Annotated in this window: 17 protein-coding genes and 1 riboswitch; of the genes, 10 read left to right on the top strand and 7 right to left on the bottom strand. The window is 73.6% G+C overall.

What is annotated here, in order from left to right:
* From AB0C26_RS21580 to AB0C26_RS21565, 4 genes are all read right to left on the bottom strand, one after another.
* A partial coding sequence (locus tag AB0C26_RS21580) for an MFS transporter (protein WP_360249965.1) occupies window positions 1-758 on the bottom strand: 758 nt, incomplete at its 3' end.
* A 28-nt stretch (window positions 759-786) separates the two neighbouring features.
* Window positions 787-1,146, bottom strand: coding sequence for an STAS domain-containing protein (locus AB0C26_RS21575; protein ID WP_360249962.1), 360 nt, complete (start codon window positions 1,144-1,146; stop codon window positions 787-789).
* Window positions 1,143-1,412 (bottom strand): GlsB/YeaQ/YmgE family stress response membrane protein, encoded by a 270-nt coding sequence (locus AB0C26_RS21570; protein WP_360249959.1) that lies wholly within the window; start codon window positions 1,410-1,412, stop codon window positions 1,143-1,145. The genes AB0C26_RS21575 and AB0C26_RS21570 overlap by 4 nt, the downstream gene beginning before the upstream one ends.
* Complete coding sequence (locus AB0C26_RS21565) at window positions 1,409-1,789, bottom strand: SPW repeat protein (protein ID WP_360249956.1); 381 nt, start codon at window positions 1,787-1,789, stop codon at window positions 1,409-1,411. The genes AB0C26_RS21570 and AB0C26_RS21565 overlap by 4 nt, the downstream gene beginning before the upstream one ends.
* Window positions 1,790-1,889: 100 nt before the next feature.
* Between AB0C26_RS21565 and AB0C26_RS21560 the strand changes: the two genes are divergently transcribed.
* Genes AB0C26_RS21560 through AB0C26_RS21550 form a run of 3 tightly spaced genes read left to right on the top strand, consistent with a single transcriptional unit; the run spans window position 1,890 to window position 4,443 of the window.
* On the top strand, window positions 1,890-2,573 hold the full coding sequence (locus AB0C26_RS21560; protein WP_360249953.1) for a response regulator transcription factor: 684 nt from the start codon (window positions 1,890-1,892) through the stop codon (window positions 2,571-2,573).
* Window positions 2,570-3,895, top strand: coding sequence for a HAMP domain-containing sensor histidine kinase (locus AB0C26_RS21555; protein ID WP_360249950.1), 1,326 nt, complete (start codon window positions 2,570-2,572; stop codon window positions 3,893-3,895). The genes AB0C26_RS21560 and AB0C26_RS21555 overlap by 4 nt, the downstream gene beginning before the upstream one ends.
* Window positions 3,892-4,443, top strand: a complete 552-nt coding sequence (locus tag AB0C26_RS21550; RefSeq protein ID WP_360249947.1) for a GerMN domain-containing protein — start codon at window positions 3,892-3,894, stop codon at window positions 4,441-4,443. Before AB0C26_RS21555 ends, AB0C26_RS21550 begins: the two co-directional genes overlap by 4 nt.
* 15 nt (window positions 4,444-4,458) lie before the next feature.
* Here the strand turns inward: AB0C26_RS21550 and AB0C26_RS21545 are convergent, their stop codons facing one another.
* From AB0C26_RS21545 to AB0C26_RS21535, 3 genes are all read right to left on the bottom strand, one after another.
* Window positions 4,459-5,331, bottom strand: coding sequence for an alpha/beta fold hydrolase (locus tag AB0C26_RS21545; protein ID WP_360249944.1), 873 nt, complete (start codon window positions 5,329-5,331; stop codon window positions 4,459-4,461).
* A gap of 85 nt (window positions 5,332-5,416) precedes the next feature.
* Complete coding sequence (locus AB0C26_RS21540; RefSeq protein ID WP_360249941.1) at window positions 5,417-5,779, bottom strand: hypothetical protein; 363 nt, start codon at window positions 5,777-5,779, stop codon at window positions 5,417-5,419.
* Between the two features lie 59 nt (window positions 5,780-5,838).
* On the bottom strand, window positions 5,839-6,519 hold the full coding sequence (locus tag AB0C26_RS21535; protein WP_360249938.1) for an alpha/beta hydrolase-fold protein: 681 nt from the start codon (window positions 6,517-6,519) through the stop codon (window positions 5,839-5,841).
* A 146-nt stretch (window positions 6,520-6,665) separates the two neighbouring features.
* Between AB0C26_RS21535 and AB0C26_RS21530 the strand changes: the two genes are divergently transcribed.
* From AB0C26_RS21530 to AB0C26_RS21500, 7 genes are all read left to right on the top strand, one after another.
* The gene (locus tag AB0C26_RS21530; RefSeq protein ID WP_360249935.1) at window positions 6,666-7,466 is read left to right on the top strand and encodes an alpha/beta hydrolase; all 801 of its coding nucleotides are present in this window, start codon (window positions 6,666-6,668) and stop codon (window positions 7,464-7,466) included.
* Between the two features lie 159 nt (window positions 7,467-7,625).
* On the top strand, window positions 7,626-7,826 hold the full coding sequence (locus AB0C26_RS21525; RefSeq protein WP_360249932.1) for a hypothetical protein: 201 nt from the start codon (window positions 7,626-7,628) through the stop codon (window positions 7,824-7,826).
* Window positions 7,827-7,865: 39 nt separating this feature from the next.
* On the top strand, window positions 7,866-8,186 hold the full coding sequence (locus AB0C26_RS21520; RefSeq protein WP_360249929.1) for a metalloregulator ArsR/SmtB family transcription factor: 321 nt from the start codon (window positions 7,866-7,868) through the stop codon (window positions 8,184-8,186).
* A complete protein-coding gene (locus AB0C26_RS21515; RefSeq protein ID WP_360249926.1) occupies window positions 8,183-8,695 on the top strand; it encodes an SRPBCC domain-containing protein in 513 nt (170 codons plus the stop codon). Before AB0C26_RS21520 ends, AB0C26_RS21515 begins: the two co-directional genes overlap by 4 nt.
* A gap of 58 nt (window positions 8,696-8,753) precedes the next feature.
* Window positions 8,754-9,266 (top strand): SigE family RNA polymerase sigma factor, encoded by a 513-nt coding sequence (locus AB0C26_RS21510; RefSeq protein WP_360249923.1) that lies wholly within the window; start codon window positions 8,754-8,756, stop codon window positions 9,264-9,266.
* Complete coding sequence (locus AB0C26_RS21505; RefSeq protein WP_360249920.1) at window positions 9,263-10,483, top strand: hypothetical protein; 1,221 nt, start codon at window positions 9,263-9,265, stop codon at window positions 10,481-10,483. The genes AB0C26_RS21510 and AB0C26_RS21505 overlap by 4 nt, the downstream gene beginning before the upstream one ends.
* Window positions 10,484-10,544: 61 nt before the next feature.
* Entirely contained in the window at window positions 10,545-12,119 is a 1,575-nt protein-coding gene (locus AB0C26_RS21500) for a gluconokinase (protein WP_360249917.1), read from the top strand.
* 44 nt (window positions 12,120-12,163) lie between these two features.
* A riboswitch (cobalamin riboswitch) is annotated at window positions 12,164-12,286 on the top strand.
* Window positions 12,287-12,301: the final 15 nt, after the last annotated feature.

Here is a 12,301-nt window from a genome sequence, read left to right as displayed (position 1 = left end):
GGCGAGGGCGAGGGCGAGGGCGAGGGCGAGGGCGAGGGCGAGGGCGAGGGCGAGGGCGAGGGCGAGGGCGAGGGCGAGGGCGAGGGCGACGGCGACGGCGACGGCGACGGCGACGGCGACGGCGACGGCGACGGCGACGGGGAGGGGGAGGGCGGGCGGGGACCGGAAGGTGTTGGGGGTGGTTCGGGGGTGCGGACGCGCCAGAGGAGGAGGGCGCTGACTGCGAAGCTCAGCGCGTCGGCCAGGAGGGCGTTGGCCGCGCCGGTCAGCTGGACCAGGGTGCCGCCCAGGGTGGGGCCGGCTATCTGGCCCGTGGCGCGGATCGCCTCCACTGTGGAGTTGCCCTGCACGAGGTGTTCGGGTGGAACTATCGAGGGCAGGTAGGTCTGGTAGCCGATCTCGAAGACGACGCGCATCAGGCTCATCACGGCGGCCACGGCCAGGAGCAGGGTGAAGCTCAGGCCGCCGGCCGCGGCGGTGATCGTCACCGCGGTCAGGGCCACTGCGCGGACCACGTCGGTGACGATCAGGACCGGGCGGCGACGGCGGCGGTCCAGGAACGTGCCGGCGGGCAGGCCGGCCACCAGGAACGCGCCGTTCTGGACCGCGACCAGGATGCCCAGCTGCCACGGGGTGGCGTCGAGCAGCAGCACGGCGGTCAGCGGGAACGCCAGTGCGCTGACCTCCGTGCCCAGCTGGGTGACGCTCTGCCCGGCGGTGACCAGCCGGAAGTCCCGGTTGTGCCAGAGCGCGGGCATCCCTCGCCGATTCCCGGAACGGGCGGGATCAAACGACGGTGGCCCTGCTCAAGGCCGCGTCGCGGTCGGGGAAGGTGATGAAGGCGCGGTCCAGGCGCATCGTGTGCAGGACCGTCTGGACGAAGGGGGACGGGGCGATCAGGGCGAACGCCGCTCCGTGCTGGCGGGCCTCCTGGCGGGCCCGGACCAGCAGGCCCAGGGCGGCCGAGTCGATGAACTTGACCGCTTCGAGGTCGACCAGCACGCGCGGGTGTGTCGCCGCCGCCTCCATCAGGTCGTCGCGCATGTGGCCGGCCAGTGTGGCGTCCAGGTCGGTCAAGGGGGTGACCAGCGCCGTGTCGTCCAGCGTGCGGACGTAGTACGACGGGCCGTGAGCGGGTGGGGTCATCGGGAGTACCGCCGATCCGCCGTCGCCGCCACCAGGGCGACCCCCGTCGCCGCCAGGACGACCTGCAGGAAGATCTCGACCGGGGCCACTCCCGACGTGTCCACGCCGGCGAAGCGGGCCACCACCGTGGCGAAGACGGCCGCGCCCACGGCCACGGCCAGCGGGACCCAGAACGGGACGCCCCGGGTGGCGGGCACCAGCCAGCGGGCGCCGGCGCCGAGCGCGGCCCCGACGAGCAGGGCGGTCACGAGACTGCTGACGGTCATGATCTCACCCTGTCGCGCGCAGTCGGCGGAACCTCGGCGGTCATATGACGGGCCGATGACAACATGGCCGCCACGCTCACGCCGGCGAACATCGTCACCAGGACGCCGACGACGATGTTGTTCCAGGCCGCGGCCGGGTGGTGGCCGTATCCGAGGACGAAGGGCGCCGCCACCAGCCAGGCGCCGAGCAAGGTCAGCAGCACGCCGAGCGGGGCCGTCCGGCGTGGCATCAGCAGGCGTATCGATGCCAGGACGGCGACGGCCGCGCCCGTCGCCACGTCGCTCGTGGCCGCGTACGCCGGAAGGTCGGGGGCGAACAGGGGCGTCAGCGCGATCCACACCCCGGCCAGAACCGTGAAAACGCTGGTCGCTGTCATGCCTTCCACGATGACCGGGGTTTTTGACGGTTCCATGACAAGGTCACAGATCCTTGGGTACGAAGGTGCCGGCCCCGCCCGGACGGGGCATCATTCGCCTATGACCTCCGTGCTGCTGATCGAGGACGACGACCGGATCCGGCTGTCGCTGAGCCTGGCCCTGGAGGACGAGGGGTACACCGCGCACGCCGTCGCCACCGCCGAGGACGGCCTGGCCGAGCAGCGCCGGGTCGGGGCCGAGACCGTGCTGGTCGATCTGATGCTGCCGGGCATGGACGGCTTCGAGTGCATCCGCCGGCTGCGCCGCGACGACGACGTGCCGATCGTGGTGATCAGCGCCCGTGACGACACCCACGACATCGTGGCCGCGCTCGAGGCCGGCGCCGACGACTACCTGGTGAAGCCGGTGGCGGTGAAGGAGCTGGCCGCGCGGCTGCGCGCCCTGCGGCGGCGGGGGCGGGCGCCCGCCTCGGCGGCGCCGGCCATGCGGACCCTCGCCTTCGGCGACCTGGAGCTGCGGCCGGAGGCCGGTGAGGTACGCCTGCACGGCGACCAGGTGCGTGTCACCCGCACCGAGTTCCGGCTGCTGTGCGAGCTGGCCGACCACCCGGGCCAGGTGCTGTCCCGCCAGCAGTTGCTGCAGCGCGTCTGGGGGTACGAGATCGGCGACGAGCGCCTGGTCGACGTGCACGTCGGCCGGCTCCGTCACAAGATCGAGGACGTTCCGGGCACGCCCCGCCACCTGGTGACCGTGCGCGGGCTCGGCTACAAACTCCAGCCGTGAGGCGGGCCGGTCTCAGGACCCGGGTCAGCGCCGCCTTCGCGGTCGGCGCGCTCGCGCTCTCCGTGTGTGTGACCGTGGTGTCGTACGAGCTGACCCGCAGCACTTTGTTCCGCGAGCGGGAGCGGACGGCCGTGCGGGCCGCCTATTTCGACGCCGCGCTGGTCGACGCGAGTCTCAGCGGGGGCGCCACCAACGTGGCCGACGTGCTGGGCTCGCTCGACGCCGGCGGCGACCGGTACGTGCTCATCCAGCGGGCCGGGCGCTGGTACTCGCGCAGCGCCGACACCGACACCCACGCGGCCGTGCCGCCGGGGCTGCGGGAGATGGCGGCCGGGGGTGTGGCGGCGGCGCAGCGGATCCGCCGCGACGGCGCGCCCGCGCTGGTGATCGCGGTACCGCTCGACGGCGACACGGTGTTCTACGAGATCGTGGCCCAGCGCGAGCTGGAGCGCACCCTTCAGGTGCTGGCGCTGGCCCTCGCCGCCGTCGCGATCATGATGGCGGCCGGTGGGGCGGCGGTCGGCTGGTACGTCACCCGGCACGCGCTGCGGCCGCTCGGCGCGGTGGCCGACGCGGCCCGGGGCATCGCCGACGGCGACCTGGCGACCCGGCTCGACCCGGACACCGAACCCGACCTGGCCGCCCTCGCCGCGTCGTTCAACCACATGGCCGACGAGCTGGACCGGCGGATGCGGCGGGACCGGCGGTTCGCGGCCGACGTCAGCCACGAGCTGCGCTCGCCGTTGCAGACCCTCGCCGCCGCGGTGAGCGTGGTCGACCGCCGCCGGGACGGCCTGGACGAGCGGTCGGCGGCGGCCGTCGGGCTCATCGTGGCCGAGGTGAACCGGTTCCAGGAGCTGGTCGGGGACCTGCTCGAACTGGCGCGCGGCGACCAGCCGGTGACCCGGGAGCCGGTGGACATCGCCGAGCTGGTCACGCGGGTGGTCCGGGCACACGGGCTCGACCCGGGCATCGTCGAGGCCGGCGACCCGGGACAGTGGCGGGTGGACGCGCGGCGGGTGGAGCAGACGCTGGGCAACCTGCTCGAGAACGCGACGCGGTACGGGGGCGGGCCCACCGCCGTACGGGTGGGTAAGGGTTTTCTGGAAGTGGACGACGCCGGTCCGGGTGTGCCGGAGGAACTACGGGCGACGATCTTCGACCGGTTCGTGCGGGGGCCGGCGGCCGGTGCCCGCGGGACGGGGGACGGGACCGGGTTGGGGCTGGCCATCGTGGCCGAGCACGCGGCGGCGCACGGCGGCACGGCTTCGGTCCGCGAGCGGCCCGGTGGCGGCGCCCGGTTCCGGGTGGAGCTGCCGTGAGAACCGTACGGCTGACGGGAACGCTTGTGGGGGTTGCCCTGCTGGCGGCGTGTGGGGTGCCGGCGGAGGACTCGCCGCATCCGGTCGAGCTGCCCCGGGCACCGTTGATCGAGTCGGGGGCGCCGGCGGTGACCCCGGCCGGTGAGGTGGCGCATGTGCTGTGCCTGGTGCGTGGCGAGCGGCTGGTGCAGTCGGTGCGGCGGGCGCCGGCCTATCCGAGCGTGCAGCAGCAGATGAACGACCTGATCACCGGGCCGACGCCGGCGGAGAGCGCGAGTGGGCTGTCGACGGCCCTGGGCGGGCTCACGGTGGTGGCCACCGAGGGGCCGGGCGCGCGGGTCACGGTCGAGGTGCCCGCGGCCGAGGCCCGGCAGGACGACATCCTGGCGTACGGGCAGATGGTGTGCACGCTGACCGCGCGCCCCGACGTCGGCGCGGTGTCGTTCACCCGGGAGGGGCGCGGCCTGGAGGTTCCGCGCGCCGACGGGACCCTCACCGAGGGGCCGCTGACCTCCGGGGACTATGCGGCGCTGGTGGCGCCGGCCTAGGGTTTTTCCGGCGGGTCACGGCCTGACGGTGGTGTGACGGCTGGAGCTCGTCCTGCCGATGATCTCGTCGATCACCTGGGCCCAGACGGCCGCGGGCGGGAACTCGTGGCCGACGCCCTCGAGCCACACCAGCCGGGAGCCGGGGATCTCGGCGCGCAGGGCCCGGGCGTGGGCGGCGGGCAGGAACCGGTCGAGGGTGCCGTGCAGGATCAGCGTGGGCGCGCTGATCTCGCCGAGGCGGCTCCGCACCGAGGGGCCGCCGGCGCAGCAGTAGTGGTTGGTCTGTGACGCGGCCATGTCCTGCGTACGGTCGAAGATCCGCTCCGCCAGCCGGCGCAGTTGCGGGTCCTCGGCGGTGAACGGGCCACCCAGCCGGCGGGCCGTGGCCACCATGCTCCGGACGGAGGCCCGGCGGTCGGTCCAGTCGTCCGCGCCCGTGTCGTCGCCGGTGTCGCCCACCGGCAGGTCGTCGTCGAAGCCGGGCGAGGACGACAGCAGGACCAGCGACAGCACCCGGTGAGGGCGCTCGACGGCGAGACGCTGGGCGATCAGGCCGCCCATCGACAGACCCACGAGATGAGCCCGGTGGACGCTCAGCGCGTCGAGCACGCCGAGCGCGTCATGGGCCAGGTCCACATCGGAGTACGGTGGTGCGCCCACCGGGAACGAGGTCGACCGCCCGGTGTCGCGATGGTCGTAACGGATCACGAACCGGCCGCCGGCCGCGAGACGCCGGCAGAACTCGTCCTCCCACCAGTCCATCGAACTGGCCGCGCCGGCGATGAGCAGCAGGGCGGGATCGCCCGGCTCGCCGAACGTCTCCACACACAGCTCGATGCCGTCGACCGGCATCATCGTCTCGGTGACCACCCGCCCATTGTCGGGCATCGGACTTCACAGGCAGGTTAAAAGTCGGTCACCCACGGCTGTCTTTTTCGGTGTCCGGGCCTCGGCGGCCCGGACACCGGCCGGTTCAGCGGTTCGCGGTCACCGCGGCGGTGCGAGCCTGGGTCCGGACGACCCGCAGCGAGACACCGGTGAGTGCGATGGCGACCACGAACAGTGACAGATGGAGCCAGGGGCTGGCGATCGGGACGAAGCCGATGATCGCCACGGGGATCTGCACGACGGCGATCAGGCCGGCCAGCCACCAGCGGTTGCCGCCGCTCCACAGCAGGGCGGTCCAGACCGGCGCCGACACCACGACCAGCGTCAACGCGTCGAGCAGGGCGTGCAGGTAGGTGTTGTGCACGGCGTTGTGGGCGAAGGCCTGCGCGGGGGAGGCGATCCACAGACCGGCGAGAACGAGGGCGAGTACGGCGGCGGCACGACGCATGGGGGTCCTCCAGCGTGTTGGGACCGTTGCTCTGAGTCATTTACGGTACGGACGGCGCGTCAGTCCCGTAAAGCCCCGGCGACGAAGTCAAAACCTTCGGGTATGCACCGCGACCAATATCCGAAATGGTGCCGGCCCGGTCCCGAGCTCATTCGCGCGGGGCGTTCGGGCAGCTCAGCGGCCAGGTCTTCGACATCGGCGAGAAGGTCATCCTGCTCGCCGCACCACAGGCCGACCGGTGTGCCACGAAGATGACTGACTGACGTGAATACCTCATCTCCTTTTCGCGCGGCCGGGGAAAAGGCGGCGACGGCCTTGGCGAAACCGGGATAGGCCTCGGCCAGGAGAAGGGAGCCGTAACCGCCCATCGACCATCCCCACAGGGCGATCCGGGTGGTGTCGAAACCGCGCCGGCGGCACCACTGCGGCAGTTCCTCGTGGACCATGCGCTGCGGGTCGTCGCCCTTGTCGGGCCGCCACCACAGGCGGTCGCCGGTGGCGCCGGCCAGGACGAACGGTGGCGCGCCCCGCCGTACGGCATCGGTCAGGAAACGCCCCAGACCGAGGCCGGGGAAGTCGGCGGCGGTCTTGGAGCCGCCGTGCAGAATCAGGCAGACGGGCAGCCCGCGGCCGTCGCCGTGCCCGGCGGGCACGGCGGTGTAGAAATCGACCAGCCGCCCCCGCGCCCGGGAGTCCCGGCGGATCAGGCGCTCGTCACCGACCGGCGCGTGCGGGATCACGGGCTCCGGATCACCTGATCGGCTACGGTATCCGGCCAATGCGGCAACTCCGGCGACTGCCGCACCAAGGCCTACGAATGTTCGTCGTCTCATCGCCACCCACAACGGTGATCGCCCTCATGGCGTCACGTTCATAGGCTCGCCATGTGCGCAGCGTCCCCCCGTCCCTCCGCGCGCCTCGCCGGCTGCGGCGCGCCGGTGCGGTGCTGATCGCGGTCGTGGTGCTGCTCAGCGGGTTCGGGCCGGCCCGGCCGGCCACCGCCGCCACCCGGGTGACGACCCGGACGTTGCTGCTCGCGCGGGGCGCGGACCGGCCGCTGCCGACCACGGTCTGGTATCCCTCGCCGCTGACCGGCCGGCACCCGCTGATCCTGTTCAGTCACGGGCTGGGCGGGACGCCGTCCGACTTCGCGCCGTTGATCGCCGGTTGGGCCGAGGCCGGGTACGTGGTGGCCGCCCCGGCCTACCCGCACACGAACCGCCGGGTGCCGGTCGTCCGGCCGGACGTACGGTCGCAGCCGGCGGACGCCCTCTATGTGGTGGACCAGGTGCGGCGGCTCTCGGCCGTGCCCGGGGACGTCTTCTCCGGGCATGTGGATGCCGCGCGCTGGGCGGCGGTCGGCTTCTCGGCCGGGGGGACCACGACGCTGGGCCTGTTCGGGCCCGGGCACGATCCGCGCCTGCGGGCGGGGGTCTCGATCGCCGGGCGGGAGGCGCCCGCCGGCTTCGGCGGCCGGCCCGCTCCGTTGCTCTTCGTGCACGGCAACCGTGACCCGGTGGTGCCGATCGGCGCCGCGCGCCGGGCCTACGGTGCCGACCCGTGGCCGAAACGCTTCGTCACCGTCCGGGGCGCGGGTCACGGTGAGTATCTGCGGCCCGGAAACCCGTCGTATGACCGGATCGCCGGCCTGATTCGCGCCTTCCTGGCTGCTCAGCTGCCCACCTGAGGGTTTTCGGCTGCTCTTGTCCGCACGGTTGATCAACCCGAACCGATCGGGCCGATGATCACCGGCTGTCATGGTGGCTAGGCTGCGTTGGTGCATTTAACACACGTCGCAGTGGCCGCAGCAGTGACTCTGAGTGTTGCTGGCGTTTCTTACTCAGCGTTGAACCCGGAGGCGCTGAAGCGGAAGGCTCAGGTCGTCGCCGACGGGGCGACCTGCCGGACCGTGGACGCGGCGATCGTCGCCTACGCCGGGATCAACGGCACCCCGCCCACCTCGATCGCCGAGGTCGCCGATTACGTCAAGGGCGACATCTCCGCGTACCGCGTCGTGAACGGGCAGGCGGCCGGGCCGGGCTGCTGACCCTTGCGTATGCCTTGATAGTTATATAACCTTCGCGGCATGGACGCCTTCGCCGCGATCGCGGAGCCGACCCGGCGCCGGATCGTGGAGGCCCTGCGGTCGCGCGAGTGCACCGTCTCCGACCTGGTCACCACGCTCGAGATGAGCCAGCCGGCGGTCTCCAAGCACCTGCGGGTCCTGCGGGAGGCCGGGGTGGTCGCCGTGCGGACCCGGGCTCAGCAGCGGATCTACCGCCTCGACCCGGAGCCCTTCCGCGCGCTCGACGCCTGGCTGGCGCCCTATCGCCGATTGTGGGCCCATCATCTGGCGGCGCTGGAGCGTCATCTGGACGCGTCGCCCGACGTCAAGGGGGAGCAATGAGCCAGGAGATCGACACCGCGGAGCTCGTCGCGGCGGCCGGCGAACGGTGGACGCTCGTCTTCGTGCGGGAATTCCGGCAGGCTCCGGCGGTCGTGTGGGCGGCGCTCACCGAGCCGGAACAACTTGACCGATGGGCGCCGTTCGTCCCCGTACGCCATCTGGGGTCTCTGGGGGAGACGACCTTGACCATGGTGGACGGTGCGGTGCGGGAACCGGTGCCGGCCGTCGTGCTGCGGGCCGAGGCGCCGGTGGTCCTGGAGTATTCGTGGGGCGCCGATCTGCTGCGCTGGGAGCTCGAGGACAACCAGGGCGGAACCCGGCTGATCCTGCGGCATACTCTCTCCCAGCCCGGGAGCCAGGCCATGGTGGCGGCCGGCTGGCACCTGTGCGCCGACGTGCTGCGGCGGCTGCTGGACGGGCGGCCGGCCGGAGTGATCCGCGGGTCGGACGCGAAGAACCACGGCTTCGAGGAGCTGCGCGCGGCGTACGCGAAGAAATTCGAGATCTAGGTGCAACGCCGGGCCGCCGCCGACTGTCGTGAATGGTGACGACGGCGGAAGGACGGCGATGGCTTCAAGCCCACGAGCGGGCTTCGACGATTTCGTGCGCACCCGGTCCACCGGGCTGCTGCGAATCGCCTACCTGCTGACCGGCGATCGGCACGCGGCCGAGGACCTTGTCCAAGAGGTTCTCGAGCAGATGTACGTGCGGTGGCGGCGCATCGAGGGGATGCCCGAGGCGTACGCGCGCCGGGCGCTGGTCAACCGGTCGACCAACCGCTGGCGCCGCCGGGCGCTGCGCGAGGAGATCTCGATCGACGGTCATCTGGAGGCCCGGGTCGCGCCCGACCACGGCGACGACGTGGCGATCCGCGAGGCGGTGCTGGTCGCCCTGCGCGGCCTGCCGGCCCGGCAGCGGGCCGCCGTGGTCCTGCGCTATCTCGCCGACCTGCCCGTCCACGAGGTGGCGGCCGCGCTCGGCTGCACCGAGGGCACGGTCCGCAGCAACGCCGCCCGCGGTCTGGACCGGCTCCGTGAGGTGCTCGGCCCGGCCGTCGTCCCGGACGGAGGACAACGATGAGCGACACCGACATCCGGCAGGCCCTGGCCCGCGCCACCGATCACCTCGAGGCCCCGCCCGACCTGCTCGACCGGGTCCGCACGGGCGGGCGGCGGCGAGTCGTGCGGCGCCGCACCCTGCTGGCCGGTGGGCTGGCCGCCGGCGTCGCCGGCACGGCCGCCGCCGGCTGGTTCCATCGGCCGCCGTCCGCGGTTCCGGCGGCGACCCGGGGCGATCTGGCCGGCGACCGGGACCTGCTCCGGCGCGTCCTTCAGACCTGGCACGAGATGGCCGGCCCGGGCGGCGCGCGGGTGCACTGGGCCGGGTCCACCCCGGCCGGCCCCGTGGCGCTGGTCGCTCAGCGGATCCAGCCCGCCTACGACGCCCTCGGCTTCGTCTACTCCGACGGCGACCGGCTCCGGACCACCGGCAGCACGTTCCACGTCCCCGCCGGCACGGTGCCGCCCGGCGCCGTGCTGGCCGGGCCCGCCCATGACGTCCTGGTCGTCGCCACGGCCGGGCGGGCGGTCGAGTTCTCGCCCGACTACCGCTTCGGCGCCGACGGGCGGGTCGAGCGCGGTTTCGCCCCGCTGCGCGCCGACGCCGACGGCATGGCGATCCGGCGGTTCCCGGCGGCCGACGGTGTCGTGCGCGTCGCCCTGCGGCAGCACGGCGACGACCCGGCGGTGCCGCTGGCCAACCTGCACGACGTCGTCGACACCGGCGGGGCCGACAACCAGATCCCCGAGCGGATCACGCGGGACCTGCCCGGCTGGGAGCGGGCGGGACGGGCCACCGCCGGCGGATGGGACATCCGCACCCTGCCCCGGTACTCCGACCCGCACGGCTACCACGCCTGGACCGGGCCCACCGAGTGGTACCTGCGTGCCGCCACCCCGGACGGCCGGCGCCTCGTGGTGCAGACCGTGGCCCTGGACGGATCCGCGCGCGTGTTCTGGATGCACGGCCCCGCCACCTCGGCGCCCACCCCGCACTACCTGGGCCGGCTGGAGGACGGCCTGGCGACCGAGATCCCCGGCGGCCCGAGCGTTCTCCACGCGCGCCTTCCCCAGCAGCTGGGCGTGGCCGTGGCCGCACTGAACTGTGCCCTGCGCTATCGCGCCGACGGCGGCTCCTGGCTTCCGGTGACCGGTCCGGCCGCGCTGCTTCCCGGCGCGGCCACCGAGCTCGAGGTCACTCCCACGCGGGGGCGGCCGATCCTGGTGCCTCTGCCGTGAGCGGCGCCGGGCGGGGCACTAGGTTGGAGGTCGGAAGGCGCTGGAGAGCTGGAGGCTGCGCATGGACGTCGTGATCGGGATCGACACCGGGACCACCGCGACGAAAGGGGTGGCGGCCGGGCCCGACGGGCAGTTGCGCGCGCTGGTCAGCGTTCACTATCCGCTCTCCGTGCCGGGACCCGGGCGCGCCGAGCTCGACCCGGCCCAGCTGCGCGACGCGGCCGTCAAGGCGCTGATCGACGTCGCCGCCGCCTGCCACGAGCAGGGCGACCGGGTCATCGCGGTCGGCCTCAGCGCGTTCCTGCACGCCCTCGTGCCCATGGACGGCGCCGGCGCGCCGCTCGGCCCCCTGGTCACCTGGGCCGACGGCCGGGCCGGCAAGCAGTGCGACGAGATCATCGAGGCCGGGCTCGGCAAGAAGCTCCAGGGGCGTACGGGCACGCCCGTGCACCCGATGTCGCCGCTGACGAAACTGGCCTGGTGGCGCGAGAACGACCCGGAGACGCTGCGGTCCACGCCGCGCTGGGGCGGGGTCAAGGAGCTGGTGCTGGCGGCGGTGGCCGACGAGCCGTTCCTGCTCGACCTGTCGGTCGCGTCCGGCACGGGGCTGTACGACATCCACGAGCGCCGGTGGGATCCCGAGGCGCTGGAGATCGGCGGCGTCCGGGCCGAGCAGCTGGCCGAGGTGGTCAGCACCACGCGGCGGCTGCGCCTGAACGCCGGCGTCGCCCGCGCGGCCGGCCTCGACCCGGCCACCCCGCTCATCATCGGCGCCGCCGACGGGCCGCTGGCCAACCTCGGCGTCGGCGCCACCCCGGCCGGGGTCGCGGCGATCTCGCTGGGCACCAGCGGCGCCCTGCGCACGGTGGTCGACCGGCCCACGGCCGACAAGGCGGGGCGGCTGTTCTGCTACGCGCTCACCGACGACCGGTGGGTGATCGGCGGCGCGGTGAACAACGCCGGATCGGTCGTGCGCTGGGCCGGCGAGAGCTTCGCGGGCGGGTTCGAGCGCCCCGGCGCCGAGGGCGAGGACGCCGACGAGCGCGACGCCGCCCTGCTCATCGAGGCGCAGGGGGTCGTTCCGGGCAGCGACGGGCTGCTCTGCCTGCCGTACCTGCTGGGGGAGCGGGCGCCGTGGTGGCGGTCCGGGCTGCGCGGGGCCTACCTCGGCCTGCGGCGCGAACACGGCCGGGCCCACCTGGTGCGCTCGGCCGTCGAGGGGGTCTGCCAGCAGCTGGCGCTGGTGCGGGACTCGTTCACGGCCGAGGGCATCGCGGTCACCGAGGTGCGGGCCACCGGCGGGGCGGTCGCCTCCGACCTGTGGGTGGGTGTGCTCGCGGCCGCGCTCGACCTGCCGGTGTCGGTGGCCGACACCCCCGAGGGCACCGCCCTCGGAGCGTGCCTGCTGGCCCGGCACGCGCTGGGTGAGCTGCCCGACCTCGACCACGCGGCCGCGCTCGTCCCGATCGGCGAGCCGACAGTGCCCGACCCGGAGAACGCGGAACTCTACGCCCGGCTGCGGCCGCTGATCGAGACGTCGGCCCTGGCCGTGCTCGACGTGGTCAAGGAACTCGACAAGCTGGCGCCCCAGCCGATCCCGGACACCGAAAAAGCGGTGAGCGACACCCCGCGTTGACGGCGCGGTGAGCCGTAGGAAAGCATGGCCCACGAGCGGTAGCGGAGGAACCCGGTGGAAATCCGGGACGGTCCCGCCACTGTGACCGGGGAGCGATCCGCCGAGAAGCCACGGCCGGCCAGGCCGGAAGGCGTGCGGGGAGCGCTGATCCGGGAGTCAGGAGACTCCGGCCGCTCGTGTCA

Source organism: Actinoplanes sp. NPDC048796 (genome assembly GCF_040650035.1).
In the GTDB taxonomy this organism is placed as follows: Bacteria; Actinomycetota; Actinomycetes; order Mycobacteriales; family Micromonosporaceae; genus Actinoplanes.
This window is presented reverse-complemented; position numbering and strand designations above follow the sequence as displayed.

Excerpts from the sequence above, each read along its gene's own strand:
- AB0C26_RS21505 (WP_360249920.1), top strand. The coding sequence starts at position 9,263 with ATGAGCGACACCGACATCCGGCAGGCCCTGGCCCGCGCCACCGATCAC.
- AB0C26_RS21500 (WP_360249917.1), top strand. The coding sequence starts at position 10,545 with ATGGACGTCGTGATCGGGATCGACACCGGGACCACCGCGACGAAAGGG.
- AB0C26_RS21520 (WP_360249929.1), top strand. The coding sequence starts at position 7,866 with ATGGACGCCTTCGCCGCGATCGCGGAGCCGACCCGGCGCCGGATCGTG.
- AB0C26_RS21560 (WP_360249953.1), top strand. The coding sequence starts at position 1,890 with ATGACCTCCGTGCTGCTGATCGAGGACGACGACCGGATCCGGCTGTCG.
- AB0C26_RS21510 (WP_360249923.1), top strand. The coding sequence starts at position 8,754 with ATGGCTTCAAGCCCACGAGCGGGCTTCGACGATTTCGTGCGCACCCGG.
- AB0C26_RS21565 (WP_360249956.1), bottom strand. The coding sequence starts at position 1,789 with ATGACAGCGACCAGCGTTTTCACGGTTCTGGCCGGGGTGTGGATCGCG.
- AB0C26_RS21515 (WP_360249926.1), top strand. The coding sequence starts at position 8,183 with ATGAGCCAGGAGATCGACACCGCGGAGCTCGTCGCGGCGGCCGGCGAA.
- AB0C26_RS21540 (WP_360249941.1), bottom strand. The coding sequence starts at position 5,779 with ATGCGTCGTGCCGCCGCCGTACTCGCCCTCGTTCTCGCCGGTCTGTGG.
- AB0C26_RS21545 (WP_360249944.1), bottom strand. The coding sequence starts at position 5,331 with ATGCCCGACAATGGGCGGGTGGTCACCGAGACGATGATGCCGGTCGAC.
- AB0C26_RS21575 (WP_360249962.1), bottom strand. The coding sequence starts at position 1,146 with ATGACCCCACCCGCTCACGGCCCGTCGTACTACGTCCGCACGCTGGAC.
- AB0C26_RS21570 (WP_360249959.1), bottom strand. The coding sequence starts at position 1,412 with ATGACCGTCAGCAGTCTCGTGACCGCCCTGCTCGTCGGGGCCGCGCTC.